The sequence below is a fragment of the Hyphomicrobium facile genome (assembly GCF_900116175.1).
In the GTDB taxonomy this organism is placed as follows: domain Bacteria; phylum Pseudomonadota; class Alphaproteobacteria; order Rhizobiales; family Hyphomicrobiaceae; genus Hyphomicrobium_B; species Hyphomicrobium_B facile.
Window position 1 is genome coordinate 1,419,772 of record NZ_FPCH01000001.1, and the last position, 17,687, is coordinate 1,437,458.

Below are 17,687 nucleotides of genomic sequence, written 5' to 3' on the forward strand. Positions count from 1 at the left end.
TTCTATGACGCATGAGCGGCTCCCAATATCGGCGCCCGATGAAACAAAATGGACGTGAACTAAAAGTCAGGGGTGGCTGAAAATGCAGTGCCCGGTGAGATTAATGCCGCCAACAACAGCACAGCGCGGGCCGTGTAGAACAGTTGCCATCTGGTATAATCAGACGGTCGCGATATGGTTATCCACAAAAGACCCTTATGTTCTGAGGCTTGAATATCTGCGGACCCCTGAATTCTGAAATCGAGTTCGAACTGCGTGACCTCAGGGTTTGTGTACAATCGGTGATTTATCCGCAGGCGTTGAGTTCACTGTGAGCCCTGGGTGGAGGAACGGAAGATGAGCGAACCTCGAATTGTGCAGGGTAACGGCGAAGTTGTGGTCCAGTGCGCCGGTGGCTCCAAATGGTGTTCTGTCCTTCTGTGGGAAGATGTTGCTCCCGCAGAGAGAAGACTGGCGCTCGTGAAGCGGAAAGACACGGGTCAGGTCTTTGCAGCGAAGCGAAAGCTTGACGGGTGGATCGAGTTGTCTTGGGGCGACGTCATGGACGCGCTTGCGAGGGATGCTCGCACGCAGGACAACGTGATTGAGATGCTCGCTCGTGCGGCAGTCGGCGAGTAGGAATTAGATCACTCGCCCGACTGAGCTTTCCGCCAGACAGAGTGAGGCTGATCTCTGTCAGCGCTTTCCGTATGCCGTGAAGATGTAATCTTTTGCTGAAACGATCGTATGGCAGGCGAAGCCGCACTTGGCGTCGTTTTCCTGCGGCGGCTGATCATCGACGGTCGCGGGTGTGAACTCGTCGGATTTGGCGTCGTATATAAACGCGGCGTATCCCCATCCGCCGCTATCGGCGAAGCGCTTGCTATCCTTCTCGATGAAGTCAACGTTTTGCTGGGCGCCGGGTATCGTCGTTGGACCGGGGGCTTCGGTACTCTTTTCCGGTTTCCAATGGACTTTCGCGATTTTGGAGCCGTCAGGGAAAGGCTTGCCGTTTTCGGGAATTCCGGACTTGTAGGCCTCGATCATCACGGGGTTGGCCAGGATGACGGCAATGGCGCCTTCTGTATGACTGACGGAGACGGCGGGCCAATCTTCGTATCCTTTGAACTCGGAGAACGCGAGCCCGTTCGGGACGCTCACCGTATATCTATCTTGGGCGGCAATGGCCAACCCTCCGACGACTGTGAGCGATCCCGCGATGATCACAATCGGCCACGATTGACTTCCATTCATGACTCACCCCTTTGCTCCACTTTGCACGCTGAAGTCAGTGACTTTGTGTCATTCCGTGACGTTAGAATCCATAGGCCAACCGTCTGGGCGATGGATCGAAATTGCAGCTTTGGCTTTGATTTTGAAATTTGACTCCCCCGATAGCGCGCGCTTCGGTAATGCGGCGTTGCCGAACATCGTTCGTGTGCGGAGTTGTGCTAAATTTGCTGCTTTCCATTTGCGGGCAGTGTGCGTCCGAATTTTTCTGACATGGCCGGGAATAAACCGCGTGTCCCTCGAGTCTACCCTTTCGATCCGCCAAGTCGCGGACCTTTGAGAGGATATTGACATGAGCGACAGCAAGAACGACGAGGGCGTGAACCGGCGGCATGCGCTGGAATGCATGGTCTGGGCGGGAACGGGTGTGCTTTGGACGGTTGCCGGCGGTGTTCCGACATCGCTATCGTTGCTTGATGCCGCCGAGGCCGCTGAAGCTGCGAAAAGCGGGTTCACGTTTCTCCAGATATCCGACAGTCATGTGGGGTTCGACAAGCCGGCCAATCCGCACGCGCTCGATACGCTCAAGGAGGCAGTTGGCCGGGTCAATGCGCTGCCCGTGAAGCCCACGTTTATGCTGCACACCGGCGACATCACCCACAGTGCCAAGCCCTCAGAATTTGATCTCGCAAACCAAGTTATCGGCGGCACCGGCGTCGATGTGCATTACGTGCCCGGCGAACATGACATCACGGACGAAGCAACCGAGAAGGCATATCTCGAGCGGTACGGTAAGGGCACGAAAGGCGGAGGCTGGTACAGTTTCGACGATAACGGCGTGCACTTCGTCGGTTTGAACAACGTCACAAACCTGAAGTCATTCGGCCTCGGGTATCTCGGTAAGGAGCAGCTCGAATGGCTCGAAGACGATCTTCGCCCGCTCAAGTCATCAACGCCGATTGTCATTTTCGCGCACATTCCGCTCTGGTCCGTCTATCCGAACTGGGGATGGGGCACCGATGACGCCGCAATCGCACTTGGCTACCTCAAGCGCTTCGGGTCGGTGACCGTTCTCAACGGCCACATTCACCAGCTGATGCAGAAGGTCGAAGGAAACATCACATTCCACACTGCGCGTTCGACGGCCTTTCCGCAACCGGCGCCGGGAACGGCACCCTCTCCGGGCCCGATGGTCGTGCCGGCGGAGAAGCTCCGCAGCGTGCTCGGGACGACGAGCGTGGCGTTCAAAAGAACGGAGTCGCCTCTCGCCATAACCGACACGTCATTGGCGGGGTAGTGTGATGAAGCTTGAGATGATACGCGCGGCGGCGGGGCTCGCTGCCGGCGCAATGGGAATGATCTTCCTGATATCGACCGTCCATGCGGCCGCAGATGCCGCTCACGGCGAGCAAATTTACCAGAGCTGCCAGGACTGTCATTCGCTCGACACCAACGATGTCGGCCCGAAACATCGGGGCGTATTCGGCAGAAAGGCTGGCTCGGTTCCCGATTACAGCTATTCCGCTCCCCTCAAGAAGTCGGGTATTACATGGGATCAAGACAGCCTCGACCGATGGCTTACGGATCCGCAGAAACTAGTGCCGGGTTCGAAGATGTTCTTTCACCTCGATGGCGCCCAAGATCGAGCCGACGTGATCGAGTATTTGAAGGAACGGGCGAAGTAGGTGCCAGACCGCGCAATCATGCGAGGCGTGATGGACGAACGGCAACGATTTAGCGAGGCGGTGCTCCCGTACGTCGACGATGCGTTGTCTCTCGCGCGTTGGCTGACCGGGAATGCCGCCGACGCCGAAGATGTCGTTCAGGAGGCTTGCCTGAGGGCTTTCGGCGCCATCGCGTCGGTCCAAAACGCCAACGCACGAGCCTGGCTTCTCGCGATTGTTCGCAATACTGCTTTCAGCTGGATGGCAAAGAACCGGCCGAAGGCCATCACGACGACGGATGACGCGGGGATTTTTGAACAGGCTGGGCTCGAGATGGCTGAACCACAGGCATCGCCCGAAGCGATCTTGATAAGGAAAGCCGATGCCGCGCAATTGGAGAATGCGATCGCGGCATTGCCACTTGCCTATCGCGAGGTTCTGGTTCTGAGAGAGATCGAAGATCTGAGTTATCGAGAGATATCGAAGGTCTTATCCATCCCGGTCGGTACTGTGATGTCGCGATTGGCGCGCGCGAGGAGTTCGCTTATTCAACGCATCGGCATGGCGGGTGAGGGAAAGGCTGGTGCAGCATGATCAAACCATCGTCATGGTCCTCCCGGGAAGAGTCCCTCATTCTGTTGAATGCCTATCTCGACGACGAACTCGACGCGGCTTCGGCATTGGACGTCGAGCGGCGTCTGGCGGCCGATCCCGCTCTGCGGGCCGAGCACGACCGGATCGCTGAATTGCGCAGCACGCTGGCGTCTCACCTCTCGGCGCAGCGCGCATCGGATGACTTCAAGCGGCGCATCGCGGCGATTGCTGAGCCGTCGCGGGATGTTGTCGTAGCGCTGCCGCCGCGGCCATCTCGAACCTACGATTGGCGTCAGATGGCTGCCGCTGCGGCCGTTGCCGCTGCCATCACGGCGGGTGGGATGTACGGCGTTCTGCGTCAGAACTCCGGTGTCAACGAAATTGCGGCCATCGTTGCCGATCATCAGCGCGCTTTATTGGCGGCTCAGCCCTTCGATATCGCGTCGAGTGACAGGCATACCGTCAAGCCATGGTTCGACAGCAAGCTCGCCCTTTCGCCCCAGGTCGTCGATTTGGCTGGAGCCGGCTTTCCGCTTGCCGGCGGGCGCGTGGAAATCGTTGACGGAAAGCCCGTGCCCGTTCTCGTCTACCAGCGTCGCGCCCACATCATCAGTGTGGTGGCGGTACCGCGCGCGGGCCAAATGTCGAGCACCGCACCGGCGCTTCAGACGACCAAGGACGGATATTCCGTGATCCGCTGGTTCGGCCGGGATTTCGAATATTTTGCCGTGTCGGATTTGCCGGAACTCGAACTTCGTGAATTCGTTTCGCGTTGGCGCGAGGTGACGCCCGGTGGCTGATCGATTGGACCGTAGTCAAAAATTGCTATCGGCGATGCCGCTTCTCGATAGAGTTCTGACGATGCTCAAGCGATCGTTTGTGGCGACCGCGGTTACGTTCATCCTTGCTGGCGATGGAACCCAGGCTCAGCCCTTGTCTTTGTCCTCAACCTCGGCAACTACGACCTATCAAACGCTCGCGGTGGATGGCGTGAAGATCTTCTATCGCGAAGCCGGTCCGCGCCATGCTCCGACCCTGCTGCTCTTGCACGGGTTTCCATCTTCATCGCGGATGTTCGATACGCTTATTCCGTTGCTCGCCGATCGCTATCACCTCGTTGCACCGGATTATCCCGGCTTCGGGCAGAGCGATGCTCCGCCGGCATCGGCCTTCGCCTATACATTCGATCATGAAGCCCGCGTCATTGAGGATTTCATCGAGGCGCTGGGCCTTAAAAAGTACGTCCTATTCATGCAGGATTATGGCGGCCCCGTCGGCTTCCGGCTTGCGGTCTCTCATCCGGAACGCATTCAGGCGATGATCGTCCAAAATGCCGTGGCGCACGAAGTGGGGCTTGGACCGATATGGGAGGCTCGAGAAGCCTATTGGAAGAACCGTGCGGCGCTTGAAGCGGACTTCATCTCGAGCTTCACCTCGCTTGACGCCTGTAAGCAACGCCATGTCGGAACGAGTCCCCGCATCGAGCGCTACAATCCCGACATCTGGGCCGAGGAATTCGCGGCGCTGTCGCGGCCCGGCCAATCCAAGATTCAGGCCGATCTCTTTTATGATTACCGGAACAACGTGGCCTCGTACCCGCGCTGGCAGGCGTGGCTGCGCCAATATAAGCCGCCCATGCTTGTCGTCTGGGGCAAATACGATCCGTCATTCGCGGTTGCAGGAGCGACAGCGTACGCGCAAGATGTGCCCGATGCGGAGGTCCACATCCTCGATGCCGGACACTTCGCCCTTGACGAGGCGGTGGATCAGATAGCGGCTCTGATGCGCACTTTCCTCGCCAAGCAAAAGCTGAATGCTTCGTAACTCGGTCCAAGAAATCAACTAGACAAGCCGATAACGATCATTTCGGCATGAGTGCGAGTAGGGATATGTCGGAAGCGCAGTCTATCATTGAAAAGCGACGCGAGCAGATGTTTCCCGTGCTGGCGCCCCAGGAGATCGACCGTCTCCGCCGGTTCGGTGATCTCAAGTCGTTCAACACAGGTGATGCCCTCGCGGAAATCGGAAAAGTCAGCGCTGGGTTGGCCATCATCCTCGACGGCAAAGTCGACGTCACGCAGCATGATACGAGCGGTCACCGCGTGCGGATCGTTACGCACGGGCCGGGGTCTTTCTTAGGGGAGCTTGCCCAGCTTTCCGGCCGGCCATCTTTGGTCGATGCGCGTGCGCATGACGAAGTGGAGGCGCTGATTATCGGGCCTCAGAAGCTTCGGGCATTGCTCATCGCGGAAGCCGAACTTGGCGAGCGCATTATGCGGGCTCTCATCTTGCGCCGCGTCGGCTTGCTTGAGACCGGTGGAGGCGGTCCTGTTATCGTCGGGCCTGCCGACAACAGCGACGTGCTGCGTCTCGAGAATTTTCTGGGGCGCAATGGTCATCCCCATCTACGGCTCGATCCCACGACAGATGCCGAGGCCCGCGTTCTTATCGAACGGTTCCATGTGAACGGAGACACGCTGCCAATTGTTCTCTGTCCTGGCGGCCAACTTCTTCAAAATCCGTCCGAGGTGGCGCTTGCCCGTTGCATCGGTCTTGTGGGGCCTATCGATGCAACGCGCGTTTACGATGTGGCTGTAGTTGGCGCGGGACCCGCGGGAATGGCGGCGGCTGTCTATGCAGCCTCGGAGGGATTGTCGGTTCTCGTGCTCGATTGCCGATCGTTTGGTGGGCAGGCCGGCGCGTCATCTCGCATCGAAAACTATCTCGGCTTTCCGACCGGCATCACGGGCATGGCGTTGATGGCACGGGCCTACAATCAGGCGCAGAAGTTCGGGGCTGAATTTGCCATTCCTGCCCAAGTCGTGGGGCTCGAATCCAGTAACAATCCGGATCAACGCGGCTTCATTCTGACCATGAAAGATGGCGAGCGCGTCACCGCGCGTTCCGTGGTTCTTGCAGGCGGAGTCCGGTACCGGCATCTTGATGTGGCGAATGTCGACGAATTCGAGGGAAGCGGCGTCCATTACTGGGCGTCGCCCGTTGAAGGCCGGCTTTGCTCCAAGCAGGAAGTCGTTCTGGTGGGTGCGGGAAATTCGGCGGGGCAAGCCGTGGTTTACCTAGCGAGCAGGGCCGCCAAAGTCTGGCTGCTCGCGCGTGGTGGCGACATCTCAGCGAGCATGTCGCAATATTTGGTGGACCGTATTCGTGGTCTCGCAAATGTAGAAGTGCAAACGCAGGCGGAGGTTACGCGTCTCGAAGGACGCGATGGTGTTCTCGACGCGATCCATTGGAGAACGGCGACGGGGGAAGATGTTCGCCGCGAGATCCATCATCTCTTTCTTTTTATCGGAGCCGATCCCGAGACGGATTGGCTGTCGGGATCTGGCGTATGCCTCGATCCGAAGGGATTTGTTCTAACCGGTGCCGCGGCGGGTGATGGCTCGAGCCTTTTGGAAACGAGCGTCGCCGGAGTGTTTGCCATTGGCGATATTCGTGCAGGCTCAATCAAACGCGTGGCGGCGGGCGTGGGCGAGGGAGCGCAAGTTGTTGCCGCGCTTCATGCGTATCTTGCCTCGGTCAACCATGCCCGACCTGCTATAGGTTAACTGGCTCGCTGGGACCCTGTCGGAGGAGAAGCAGAGGTCGCACGGACGGAACCTTAATTCCGGCGGCTGCTAGTCTTTTGGGCTATGTGCGCCGACCAATTGCCTACTTTGAGTTTCGACGGCTTCTCTTGAATCTTATCGATGAATGCAATGAAATTGTTGGCGGTCAGAACCGAGGACTCATTCGAATTGTCGCTGTCAGGTGCGCGTTCGATGACACACTCCATTTCTCCCTCCTCACCGATGCGCATGTGAGCGAAGAACAGCTGCGCCTTCACGAGCCGCTGGAAATCGAAGAGGGATGTGGAGATGTAGCGATCTGCGTTCGCGCTTTTCCTGTTCGGCACATAATCGACGTCGCATAGCAGCGTGTAGCCGTCCCGCAACGCTGCGCGGGCCTCGACGAACGTTGAAGACGTTCTCAATATGTTGAGAGGCGGGTTTTGAAAGCCGTAGCTTGCCAGCCTAGTCGTGTTCATTGGCGACGCCGTGATCATCGCTGTTTTTAAGCCGGCTCGGTCCAGGGCCGCGAGGATTGCATATTCGCCTTTTGAATGGATTGTCGTAATTATGGATTGGCGCAAGCAAAGTTCGTCGATGATATTGCGATCAGAAAGGGTGACTTCCGGTTCGAAGTTTGGGAAAAAATATTTGAAGATTTGCCGAAAATCGTAGTGCCGAATGTTCCGGGCTGGAATTTTTCTGTAATTATTGAAAGCGGAGCTATTCCGGTCGAGCATTTTCCAGCCCTCTCTGAAAAGTGCGCCGGTCGGTCTGCGGCGGTAGCGCATCAAGAATACGAAAACCCAAATATTTTGACCGATAAACCACAGGTGCTTTAAGTCGGTTTTGAGTTTCTTGCGGGTGGTCATCGAGTCCTAGAAACCTTTACGAACAGAGAATGCTTGCGCGAGTGACGCAGGTCGTATGTTAGGCGGTTTACTTCGTAAACTCCTTCGCTATCTTCCTCGAAACTCAAGCGGGTTCGGGGAAATTTGCATATGAAGTCCGTGCAGGATGCAGCGATTGCGAAGGCCATTATCCTGTCTCGAGATTTCGGCACCTACTCCATGGCGGATCGCTACCGCGATCTGGCGGAGCGGACGAAACTTGATTTCTCGCCAGCCATCAGATTGCTCGACTGCCTGCCGGTTTTTATCGATGGCGACGTTCATCAGAGAGTCCGCAAGGCCATGGCCAAGCAGATCTCGAAAACCAAGGATTGCCAACTTGCTGCCAGCCGAGAACAGCTTGCAATCCTATTCGAGCGAGTTTTCCGGAAGAATACACAGATAGAATTGGTCGAGGAATTTTCTAAACCGCTATGGCGTGCAATTTCGGCTTCTATTGTGCCGCCGAACAGCGAAGCCTTGGACCTTGTCGACGAGATTCCGACGCTATTCAGCCCCATCTTATCCTTACGGGAAAGGATCAGGATCAGCGACAGAATCGGGGCCTATCTAGGTGCAGATCCGGAAGAAGGGGACGATAGGCTTTTCCTTCTCGGTCTCGCCGCGTTGGGGGCGAGGCCCTTTGTCGGGACATTGAGCTTGTCGCTCTATGAGGTTTTTAAAGAAAATCCCAAAGCTCGCATGTGCGATCTCGCCTGGCCGCGACTTTATCCCTCAAGCTCGCTTCGTTATGTGGACCGAATTTGCGGAAAAGAGGTGGAGGTCGACAAATCCGCGTTTCATCCGGGCGAGCGGGTAAGATGCTTTACGCAAAGCGCAGACTATTCGAACGAGGAAAACACCCATGCTCTGTTCGGATACGGAGCGCACACGTGTTTGGGAAAGTCGATTTCCGAAAAAGTATGGGGGCTTGTGGTTGAGGCGTTTTCGCGAAGCGATCTGAGGGCGGAACCTCTCACGATCGCGATGTGTCCTCACAACGATCCATTCCTGATGCCAACGCAAATTCATATTGCGCTGACCTGAAGCAAGTCTACGCCGGTTCTCTCAGTTCTGCCCTCATCTCGGCGAGGTGTTCGGAAAGCTGTCCGATCGTCAACGTAGCTGGGAAGTTCACGATCTCGATGTTCATCCCGAGCGCGTCCTCGATGTCCATGGCGAGTTGCAACGTATCGAGGCTGTCGAGATCCAGCGATTGTAGCGTTATGAATTGCGCGTTCTTCACGGTTAAATCTGAAGCCTTTTCGGGGCTCAACTTCCGCAATTTGTCGATGACTACAGAGATTATGTCTGGGTTCATCTGCCCCCACTGAGTTTGATCGGAGCCGTAGAAGTGATTTATGCTAAGCTTGCAAACAAGGACAATAATGCAACACTGCGGGACAACCGCAGTGGCGGGCTGGGATTTTAACAGACTTTGCGAGCACGGCCTCCGCTTGCAGCGAGTTGCGGAGGGAGTTGCCGCTGAATCTCAACGGCGGGCGATCGACGTTTGCCTTCTGCTTGAAGACGTCTTGCTATATCAATGAGACCGGGCACGCTTCGACTGATGCGCGCCACATTGCGAAGCGCGGCGATGCGCGCATAAGCCATCACTGGGGCGCATTGCGTTTCAAGCTTATAATATAGGCAATCACGTCATCGCGGTCTTGCTTCGAGAGGATGAAGTTCGGCATTGTCGGGTGGGCGGTATCCAGCCACGCCGAAAGCGCGAGGCCCGTCATTCCCGATGTGTTCGCGACGCTTGTGAAACTGGGTGCGCCGGCATTCGGCGATAGCGCCTCATTTTCCTTGACGGCGTGGCATTCGGAACAATGATCCAACGCGAATGTGCGCCCTACGTTCGCGTTGCCGGGCTCCCCCGCGTGCGCCTCTACCGGCGTAAGGAGCGCCAGCGTCATGGCAAGCACGTAATGCGATTTTGTCCCACTAAAGACTTTGCTCGTCATGCTTTCACCCATCGAAATGAGATACGCGGTGAGCCGGAACAACAACTGGTCGTGTCGAATTTTCTAGCTCACAGATGCGCTAATGGGCAAGTAGCACTGGTACCTTCGTATGTTGCAGGACATCTCGCGAGACGCCGCCCAAAATGAACTCTCGAAATCTGGAATGACCATAGACACCCATGACAATGAGGTCTTGATACGTGCGACGCGTATGCACCAGAAGCCGATTGGCAACGGACAGATCATCCTGGGCAACCGTTTCGGTCTCAGCATGAACGCCATGGCGCAGAAGCGAGGAAGCGAGTTCATCGCTAGATGTGCGGTTGCTTCCGTCGGGCGGGGTGTCACCGTTCTCCGTCACGGTCAAAATGCGAACGCGCTGAGCGTCTTTCAGGATAGGCAATGCATCGAACGCGGCGCGTGCGGCTTCCTTGGTCGGCTTCCAAGCGATGGTGACGTCTTTGCCTATTTGCTCAAAATCACCTTCCTGCGGAACGACGAGAGTGGGCCGGCCGCTCTCGAGCGCGACGCGTTCCGGGACGTCGTCAATCCAGGGATTTTGCCCTCTCTGACTGACGATGACTAAATCGGCCGAGCGTGCATGATCGATGACGGCATCCGCAACGTTGGCATCGAAGCTTGAATCGTCTGTTCGCCATTCGTGGGTGATATTGCTCGCTTCTTTGATCTTGGCATCGAAGACAAGCTTGATACGCTGTTCTTGCTCACGATAGCTGGCGAGCTGATCTTCCATCCACGTCACTGCAAACGGGCCTACGAGGTCAGGCGGGGGAGCGGCCGACGGCATCACGTAAAGGCCGATGACATGCGCGCCGCCGCTACGCGCTATAGTGGCGGCCGTCTTTATAAGGTGTGGGACGCGCTTTTCGTCGTTCAAGTGCAGCAGCATCGTCCGGTATGGCATGGCGAACCCTCCAGCTCGTAATTCTTCGGCTGTAGCCAGGCAGAAGCGGCAGCTTATCTTCCTTCAGCCGGCGATCTCTTCGAGGCGATTGGCATCAAGAATGCGAACGTCATTTCCATTCTGAATCTCGATGACGCGCATCATCCTGAGTTTCGTCAGCGTGCGGCTGACCGTCTCGATCGTCAAGCCGAGCAGATCGGCAATATCGGAGCGGCGCATCGGCAGGTTAATAAGATCTTCTTCCAAGTGGCCGCTGCGGCCCTTCAATTCGATAAGAAACGAAGCTATTCGTTCCATCGCGGTGCCCTGACCGACGCTGACGAGCAGCCGGCGCGCGGCCGAGAGTTCTGCTGAGACAGCGTTATAGAGCCGGAAGGCGAGGGCCGGATCTCGCGCCGCATCATGTTCGAGCTGGGATGTTGGCAGACACCTGACCTTGCAGGCGCAGGTCGCCTGCGCGTCGAAAACATGGTCGCCAAACATGCCCAGGCCGATGTAATCACCGGGATAGGCAAAGTCGATAATCTGGCGCCGTCCGTCGCTCAGGACTTTTGACAGAGCGATCACACCGTCTTCGATGCGATATACATGGGTCCTCGGGTCTCCTTCGCAAAAGACATGCTCTTTCGCCTCGATGCGCCGGACGGTCCCCGAATGGAAGCCGTCAAGACCGTCAACAGGATGGCGGTTAGGCGCTTTCCGACCGGTTTTGAAGCCCGTGGCCTGCTCGGTTTGTGGCGCGCTATACATGTCCCGTGTATCCTTCTGCCCTGCATCGTCGGGGGGCATAAGACAGGATTAACGTACCGGGCATTTGCGCTCTGTGTAATCAATTGTAATAGATTGTAACCGGCCTGAGGTTTGGAACCCCGCGTTGTGACAGAAATACTCGTTGTCGATGATGATCCCGAGATCCGAAGCCTACTCAAGACGTGCTTCGAGCGGGAAGGTTACGACGTCATTGAAGCGCCTGACGCCAAGAACGCTCGTGCTGCGCTGGAGCGCGGCACCATCAGCCTCATAACTTTGGATCTGACGCTCGGCCGCGATGACGGTCTAAGTCTCGCGCGAGAAATCCGCGCGTCCTGCGACGTGCCGATCGTGATGCTTTCCGGCAAGGGCGATACGGTCGATCGCATCGTCGGGCTGGAGGTAGGCGCGGACGATTACATTGCGAAGCCTTTCAGTCCGCGCGAGGTTCTGGCGCGCGTGCGCGCGGTGTTGAGACGGAGGGAGGGCGGCAATGCGCCGGTCGCTCGACCGGCCTCCGCGCATGAAGTTTTCCGTTTCGGCAGTTGGACGCTCGACATAACGAGCCGCGAACTCAAGGGGCAATTGAACGAGCGCCGCGAGTTGACGACGGCTGAATTCAATTTGCTCGAGCTCTTCGTGCGGCACGCGCACCGGGTGCTGTCGCGAGACGAAATTATGGATCTCCTCAAGGGGCACGATTACTCGCCACTCGATCGCTCGATCGACGCGCTCGTCAGCCGGTTGCGCCGAAAAATCGACGACGAGACGGATGCGGAGCACATCAAATCGATCCGCGGGGTCGGGTATATGTTCGCGAGCGACGTGCGCCGGACTGTTTAGGCTGTCAGTCGCGCAGCGACGTTTGGCGCGCTGCCTTCTTATCGATCGTCGCGCGCAACGTGCTGGCGAGCTGTTTCTGCGTGTATGGCTTGCGCAGAATTGGCCAGAAAGTGTCGGCTTCGCTCTTGACGGCCGCATCGTCGGAGAATCCCGTTGTCAAAATGACCGGGAGGTCCGGCAAGCGGGCAGAGATCCAGGTTGCGAGTTCAATACCGGTCATGCCGCCCGGCATCACGATATCGGTGAATACGGCGCTGACCTGTTGTCCGCTTTCGAGCGCCGCCTTTGCCTCGACGCCGCTCGCACACTCGACCGTATCATAACCCAGCCGCTTGAGCCGGTTGACGGTCAACTGGCGAACGTCCCGGTTGTCCTCGACGACCAAGATGCACTCGCCGTTCGCATGCGGTTCCGTGGCGAGAGACAAGGTTTCGTCGTGCTGCGCGGCCTCTTCGTCGCAACGGGGCAGGTACATATTTACGGTCGTGCCGACGCCTGGCTCGCTGTTGATCGTGATATTGCCGTTCGACTGCTTGATGAAGCCATAGATCGTACTGAGGCCGAGGCCCGTGCCGCGTCCTACAGGCTTGGTCGTGAAGAAGGGTTCGAACACGCGGCTCAAAACATCGTTGCTCATCCCAATACCGTTGTCGGAAACGGAAATGCGCACATAATCTCCGGCTTTGAGCGAATCCTCGAGGCCGGTCTCTCCTTCTTCGAGAACGACATTGTCTGTTCGGACTGCCAGGGTGCCGCCTTCCGGCATCGCATCGCGTGCGTTGATGGCGAGGTTCAAGACCGCCGCTTCGACCTCTCCGGCGTCGGCGCGGACGAGCCATAAAGGCGACGCAAGTTGGATGCGAAGGTCGATCATGTCGCCGAGCGTGCGACGGAGCAGTTCCGCCATGGTGCGCACTTGATCGTTCAAGTTGATGACTGCGGGCGCGAGATGGCGCCGGCGTGCAAAGGTTAAGAGGCGTTTCGTCAGCCGCGCGCCAGAATCTGCCGCTCGTGCTGCCCGATCAAGAAGATCTCGATCCTGCTCGCGCAAAGGCTGCTCTTCGAGAAGCTCCAGGTTGCCCGAGATGATCGTCAGCAGGTTGTTGAAGTCGTGAGCGATGCCGCCGGTGAGCTGTCCGATGGCTTCAAGACGTTGCGATTTGACTGCTGCTTCTTTGTTTTTGAGCGTTTCAGTGACGTCGCGAAAGACGCTCACCCGGACACTCGGCCTCGCGTGTTGATCGACGACCTGCGTGATGATCCCTTCGGCCGGAAAACTGCTTCCGTCCTTCCGGCGTAACATCACGGAGAGAATGACGTCCGGCGCTCGCTCGATCGATCGTGAAATATCGAATTCAATCTGAGGAAGGCTCTCGGGATTTCCGAACAAATTCGCCCATGCCATGCCGGTGGCTTCGGCCACGTCATACCCGAATATTTTCGTTGCGGCGGGGTTGAAGAGAAGGATTTTGCCGTCGGGGGACGAGATGACGAGAGCTTCGGGGACGTGCTCGAAAACCGTCTCGAACAGAAGTGACTGACGATCCACCTCATCCTGCAACTTCGCGCGGTCGCTGAGATCGTTGATGATGCCGGAGAAGAAGCGCCGGCCGTCGACCATGAATTCGCTGACGGCCAAGTGAATCGGGAAGATGCTGCCATTCTTCCGTTGGCCTTGGACTTCGCGGCCGATGCCGATGATGCGCTTCTCGCCTGTCTTGACATGGCGGCCGATATAATCGTCGTGCTCCGTGCGATAGGGCTCGGGCATCAGCATTTTAATATTTTGGTTGAGCATTTCGTCGGCACGGTACCCGAACATCACTTCCGTCGCCGGATTGACGCTTCGGATGCGGCCGGTGTCGTCGATCGCCAGGATGGCGGAAACCGCGGAATCCAGAATCGCCTGGAGCATTGATGACCTTGAGATTATTGCTTGGCTCGTCTGCACCTTAATGCCTCGGCAATCGGCAATCCAGCTGACTACGCCGGATCGGAGCGTCATAAAATATTCGGCGTGAGGCGGCTCAGAACTGATCTCGATCAAGGTCCGAAGGGCGCAAGGGCTCCAAAATGGCAGTCCGAAATGGGAGCCTTTACGCCATTGGCCGAACAAACAGGAACATCACAGTTCGACGACGACCATCCTGGGGCAAGGTTTCTTGCTGACCATGCCCTACAACTCGAAGTTTGCCGTGGGCTGCTTGCGCTCGCGGACGGACTGCCGAAAACAGCCGACCACAATCTCACTCAACGCCTCCTTGAAATATTCAACGCAGCTTGGCTGGGGCATGTCCGCTTTCAAGACGAAGTGATTTGCCCGCTTCTCAAACGCCGGCACGGAGGGGGGCAATGGGAATGTGCGGCACTATTTGATCGCCAGCACAGCGAAATCCGTTTCGCCAATGATGAACTCGTCGAGACCCTTCGCGTCGCCGTATCCAGCGGGGCGGCAAGCGATACGTTGGCGTATCTTTTGCGGCATGTTTCGGAGCGCAGGCGGGATCACATCGAAGCTGAACACGTTTTACTTCTGCCTGTCTTGCGTGAGGCCCTTGCTCCGATCGAACGCAAAACCTACCTCGAATGGGCTGCGGCCAATCCGTTGCCGTTCGCCGGGCTCGCACTGGACAGTTGAATCCGGAAAATTTCAAAGCTTCAGGGAATTGCGGAAATGAAACCGACACGCACCTGGATCCTTATAGCGGATGGCGCTCATGCGCGAATGGTCGAGGCCCTAGGCAAGGGACATGGCCTTCATGAAGTGGCGGGAACGGAAACCCGGCTGCATATTCCGCCGAGCCATCTTTTGGGAAAAGCCGAGCCGGGCCGGGTTCACGAATCCGTCGGGTATACGCGGCACGCCATTGAACCCAAAAGCGACCCGCATGATTCTCTGGAGGTTCAGTTCGCCGATCAACTTGCCGATCATCTTCGCCAGTACGTGGAGATCAACGCCTTCGACAGGCTCGTGATCGTGGCGCCACCAACAATGCTTGGCTATCTGCGAAAGCGCTTGGTGACTGACGTCACCTCGAAGGTGATCGCCGAGGTAGACAAGGACCTGACGAAGGTTCCTAACGACGATGTCGCTTCGCACCTCGAGAATGTTGTTTACCTATAGGCGTGAGATACGCTTTTTAAATGAGCGAAATCCTGCGCGGCAGCAGCCGCTTGGAGCTTAGCGCTGCTGAATGGATTCCAGGTAGTCTTTCAACTGGATTACGGCTCGCCGGGAGAACGCGCCTCCGCGTTTGCCGCTACCGCCTTGGACGCTAAATACTTTGCCCCAGATCGGCATGTCACGCGTACCATGGGCGGTAACATTGCCCCCGTAACGAATGGTTTCGACGATGCGTTCGGCTGGGAATTCTCCGCCGGAGCGTTTGCTGATCGTCGTCAAGTCGGAGGGCGCAACCTTGAGCACGTCGGCAATCGGCCCGTTTCCTTTCCCGTCCGCGCCGTGGCATTGCGCACAATGACCGGCAAACAAAAGTTGCCCTAAAGATGCTTCCGACGCCGCCGGTGTTTTCGCACCTACTGCCGTTACGAACGCCGTCGCGACGAGAATGGAAAGTGCGGCAATGATGATTCCTGCGTTGGCTCGCTTGGCTTTCGCGGGGGCGATGGCCGCCATTGTTTTATCTCCGGCTGATTGGCCGCTGCAGGGCTTACCAAATGTTTGAACGCGCAGAGAAGAATGTTCGGGGCATGTACGCGATGAAGTGAATTCGATGGCACTGATTTTAGAATATGTGTTTCATTTGGCATTAAATTTGACGGAAGTTTCGGACATTGGCAATCTCGATTGCGCCACGTCAATGGCAACTGATCCGCGTCGCGATAGGGCTTAGGTGACTTGAACCACAGGAGTTCACGACGTGCCTATGTCCGATCAAACAATCAGCCGGCGCGTCAGGCCCATCAAACATTACGCACCTGTTGCTGCCCGCCTATTGGCGATTGCCGCCGCGGCTTGTGCCGTTACGTCCCTGGCTAATGCTCAATCCAACGAGCAGGAGCCTGTCCAGGAGCCCGGCGCGATACAAGCGATACAAGCGAAGAAGCCAGATCCCGAGAACGGGCGCGCCGTTGCTCGTGCGCTGTGCACGAACTGCCATATGATCGGAGATCAGCCTAACTCGGCTGTGAACGCTGACGTGCCGAGCTTTGTCGCGATTGCCAATATTCATGATCAATCAGCCGAGCGCATATCGAATTGGTTGCTCAATGCTCATGGGCCAATGCCAAACGTTCATCTGACGCGGAAGGAACTTGGCGACGTCGCCGCATATATAATGTCTCTGCGCCAACCCAAGCCGTAGCTTTGTGGCGTTGAGACGTGATGCGCTGGGCACATCCGTCCATCTCATGCCAAGCACCAGGGTCGCGCAGGGTGGCAGGCGTACGCAGCGATTGCGTTCAATCACGCACGCTCCGATCAGCATTTTTCAACTTGTCGAAATTCTTGGCTTCATTGGCATTAATGAGGTGGCCGATCCGAGCGCTGTCGACGTCTGCGCCGTCGAAATTTGCGCCCCGAACATTTGCGTCAGTCAAATCGCTCGCGGCGAGCTCGGCTTTTCTCAAGTTGGCGTTTGTCAGATCAGCTCCCCGGAGCGAGGCGTACTCCATCATGACGCGAGCCATATTGGCGCCTTTGAACGATGACCCATCAAGATTGGCGCTCTTGAAGGCACCGCGCATAAGTCCCATCGATTGATTTTTTTCGTCGGCTGACAGATTTGCTCCGTCGAACTTTGCACCCGTGACGCTGGCATTGCTGAAATCCGCCGCGACGTGGGCGTTCGAGAAATCGGCGCCGTCAAGCTTTGACCCACCGAACTGCGTGGCAAACAGGCTCGAACCTTTCAGCTTTGCTCCCGTCAGATTGGATTTCAGAGCCCAGGCCTGATCCAGTACGACGCCTTCAAGGTTGGCGTCTTTGAAATTGACGTTGTTGATCCTCGCGGACTGCAACTTGGTCCGCCTGAGGTCCATGCCTGAGAGGTCAAGGCCGTTCAGGCTTTTACCGCTGAGATCAAGAACCTCTGCTCCCCGAAGTTTGGCCAGACCGGATTCGATATCCGCTCTCGTCATCTCAGATTTCGTGAAGGCGGGAGAGGAGGTATCGAGGCCGGTCATGTCTTGAGCGACCACAGCAGGCGGCAAGCTGGCCATCGTCAGGATTGCTGCGTAGCTCGCAGCGATGAATTTCAACATCGGGACCATCGGGGCAGCACCAGCGATCGAATGACCGCATCTCGGGTGCTGCA

22 protein-coding genes are annotated in these 17,687 nt (G+C 57.2%); 12 read left to right on the plus strand and 10 right to left on the minus strand.

Going from position 1 to position 17,687, the window contains the following annotated elements:
• Positions 1–336 precede the first annotated feature (336 nt).
• The gene (locus BM399_RS06820; RefSeq protein ID WP_143111353.1) at positions 337–618 is read left to right on the plus strand and encodes a hypothetical protein; all 282 of its coding nucleotides are present in this window, start codon (positions 337–339) and stop codon (positions 616–618) included.
• A gap of 57 nt (positions 619–675) precedes the next feature.
• Here the strand turns inward: BM399_RS06820 and BM399_RS06825 are convergent, their stop codons facing one another.
• Positions 676–1,233, minus strand: coding sequence for a cytochrome P460 family protein (locus tag BM399_RS06825; RefSeq protein ID WP_092865902.1), 558 nt, complete (start codon positions 1,231–1,233; stop codon positions 676–678).
• A gap of 328 nt (positions 1,234–1,561) precedes the next feature.
• Between BM399_RS06825 and BM399_RS06830 the strand changes: the two genes are divergently transcribed.
• The 6 genes from BM399_RS06830 to BM399_RS06855 all read left to right on the plus strand — a co-directional run bounded on the left by BM399_RS06830 (position 1,562) and on the right by BM399_RS06855 (position 7,033).
• On the plus strand, positions 1,562–2,506 hold the full coding sequence (locus BM399_RS06830) for a metallophosphoesterase family protein (protein WP_092865904.1): 945 nt from the start codon (positions 1,562–1,564) through the stop codon (positions 2,504–2,506).
• 4 nt (positions 2,507–2,510) lie between these two features.
• Entirely contained in the window at positions 2,511–2,894 is a 384-nt protein-coding gene (locus BM399_RS06835; RefSeq protein WP_244531107.1) for a c-type cytochrome, read from the plus strand.
• 30 nt (positions 2,895–2,924) lie between these two features.
• A complete protein-coding gene (locus BM399_RS06840; protein ID WP_092866507.1) occupies positions 2,925–3,467 on the plus strand; it encodes a sigma-70 family RNA polymerase sigma factor in 543 nt (180 codons plus the stop codon).
• Positions 3,464–4,267 carry an anti-sigma factor family protein gene (locus tag BM399_RS06845; protein WP_092865907.1) on the plus strand — a complete coding sequence of 268 codons (804 nt, stop codon included), beginning with the start codon at positions 3,464–3,466 and terminating at the stop codon, positions 4,265–4,267. The genes BM399_RS06840 and BM399_RS06845 overlap by 4 nt, the downstream gene beginning before the upstream one ends.
• Before the next feature lie 61 nt (positions 4,268–4,328).
• Positions 4,329–5,291: an alpha/beta fold hydrolase gene (locus tag BM399_RS06850; RefSeq protein ID WP_092866513.1), complete on the plus strand. Its 963-nt coding sequence runs from the start codon at positions 4,329–4,331 to the stop codon at positions 5,289–5,291.
• 65 nt (positions 5,292–5,356) lie between these two features.
• A complete protein-coding gene (locus tag BM399_RS06855) occupies positions 5,357–7,033 on the plus strand; it encodes an FAD-dependent oxidoreductase (RefSeq protein ID WP_092865910.1) in 1,677 nt (558 codons plus the stop codon).
• A gap of 53 nt (positions 7,034–7,086) precedes the next feature.
• Here the strand turns inward: BM399_RS06855 and BM399_RS21105 are convergent, their stop codons facing one another.
• Together BM399_RS21105 and BM399_RS21110 are read right to left on the minus strand one after the other, a co-directional pair.
• On the minus strand, positions 7,087–7,905 hold the full coding sequence (locus tag BM399_RS21105; protein WP_092865913.1) for a hypothetical protein: 819 nt from the start codon (positions 7,903–7,905) through the stop codon (positions 7,087–7,089).
• Positions 7,906–7,992: 87 nt separating this feature from the next.
• Entirely contained in the window at positions 7,993–8,208 is a 216-nt protein-coding gene (locus BM399_RS21110; RefSeq protein WP_177228066.1) for a hypothetical protein, read from the minus strand.
• An 18-nt stretch (positions 8,209–8,226) separates the two neighbouring features.
• Between BM399_RS21110 and BM399_RS06865 the strand changes: the two genes are divergently transcribed.
• Positions 8,227–8,970, plus strand: coding sequence for a hypothetical protein (locus BM399_RS06865; RefSeq protein ID WP_177228067.1), 744 nt, complete (start codon positions 8,227–8,229; stop codon positions 8,968–8,970).
• A 7-nt stretch (positions 8,971–8,977) separates the two neighbouring features.
• Here BM399_RS06865 and BM399_RS06870 read toward each other — a convergent pair whose 3' ends face one another.
• The 4 genes from BM399_RS06870 to BM399_RS06890 form a co-directional block, all read right to left on the minus strand.
• Complete coding sequence (locus tag BM399_RS06870) at positions 8,978–9,244, minus strand: acyl carrier protein (RefSeq protein WP_092865919.1); 267 nt, start codon at positions 9,242–9,244, stop codon at positions 8,978–8,980.
• Positions 9,245–9,536: 292 nt separating this feature from the next.
• The gene (locus BM399_RS06880; RefSeq protein WP_244531109.1) at positions 9,537–9,893 is read right to left on the minus strand and encodes a c-type cytochrome; all 357 of its coding nucleotides are present in this window, start codon (positions 9,891–9,893) and stop codon (positions 9,537–9,539) included.
• A 79-nt stretch (positions 9,894–9,972) separates the two neighbouring features.
• On the minus strand, positions 9,973–10,818 hold the full coding sequence (locus BM399_RS06885) for a universal stress protein (protein WP_092865925.1): 846 nt from the start codon (positions 10,816–10,818) through the stop codon (positions 9,973–9,975).
• Positions 10,819–10,881: 63 nt separating this feature from the next.
• Positions 10,882–11,568 carry a Crp/Fnr family transcriptional regulator gene (locus BM399_RS06890; protein ID WP_092865928.1) on the minus strand — a complete coding sequence of 229 codons (687 nt, stop codon included), beginning with the start codon at positions 11,566–11,568 and terminating at the stop codon, positions 10,882–10,884.
• 126 nt (positions 11,569–11,694) lie between these two features.
• On the opposite strand from BM399_RS06890, the gene BM399_RS06895 reads away from it, so the two are divergent.
• Entirely contained in the window at positions 11,695–12,411 is a 717-nt protein-coding gene (locus BM399_RS06895) for a response regulator (protein WP_210186954.1), read from the plus strand.
• A 4-nt stretch (positions 12,412–12,415) separates the two neighbouring features.
• Here the strand turns inward: BM399_RS06895 and BM399_RS06900 are convergent, their stop codons facing one another.
• Positions 12,416–14,326 (minus strand): hybrid sensor histidine kinase/response regulator, encoded by a 1,911-nt coding sequence (locus tag BM399_RS06900; protein ID WP_092865934.1) that lies wholly within the window; start codon positions 14,324–14,326, stop codon positions 12,416–12,418.
• Between the two features lie 21 nt (positions 14,327–14,347).
• Between BM399_RS06900 and BM399_RS06905 the strand changes: the two genes are divergently transcribed.
• Together BM399_RS06905 and BM399_RS06910 are read left to right on the plus strand one after the other, a co-directional pair.
• Positions 14,348–15,049 carry a hemerythrin domain-containing protein gene (locus BM399_RS06905; protein ID WP_092865937.1) on the plus strand — a complete coding sequence of 234 codons (702 nt, stop codon included), beginning with the start codon at positions 14,348–14,350 and terminating at the stop codon, positions 15,047–15,049.
• Between the two features lie 36 nt (positions 15,050–15,085).
• The gene (locus tag BM399_RS06910) at positions 15,086–15,535 is read left to right on the plus strand and encodes a host attachment protein (RefSeq protein ID WP_092865940.1); all 450 of its coding nucleotides are present in this window, start codon (positions 15,086–15,088) and stop codon (positions 15,533–15,535) included.
• A gap of 57 nt (positions 15,536–15,592) precedes the next feature.
• Here BM399_RS06910 and BM399_RS06915 read toward each other — a convergent pair whose 3' ends face one another.
• Positions 15,593–16,048: a c-type cytochrome gene (locus BM399_RS06915; RefSeq protein WP_092865943.1), complete on the minus strand. Its 456-nt coding sequence runs from the start codon at positions 16,046–16,048 to the stop codon at positions 15,593–15,595.
• A gap of 250 nt (positions 16,049–16,298) precedes the next feature.
• Here BM399_RS06915 and BM399_RS06920 point away from each other — a divergent pair, with 250 nt between their 5' ends.
• Complete coding sequence (locus BM399_RS06920) at positions 16,299–16,736, plus strand: c-type cytochrome (RefSeq protein ID WP_092865946.1); 438 nt, start codon at positions 16,299–16,301, stop codon at positions 16,734–16,736.
• A 97-nt stretch (positions 16,737–16,833) separates the two neighbouring features.
• Here BM399_RS06920 and BM399_RS06925 read toward each other — a convergent pair whose 3' ends face one another.
• Entirely contained in the window at positions 16,834–17,634 is an 801-nt protein-coding gene (locus tag BM399_RS06925) for a pentapeptide repeat-containing protein (protein ID WP_092866519.1), read from the minus strand.
• Positions 17,635–17,687 lie beyond the last annotated feature (53 nt).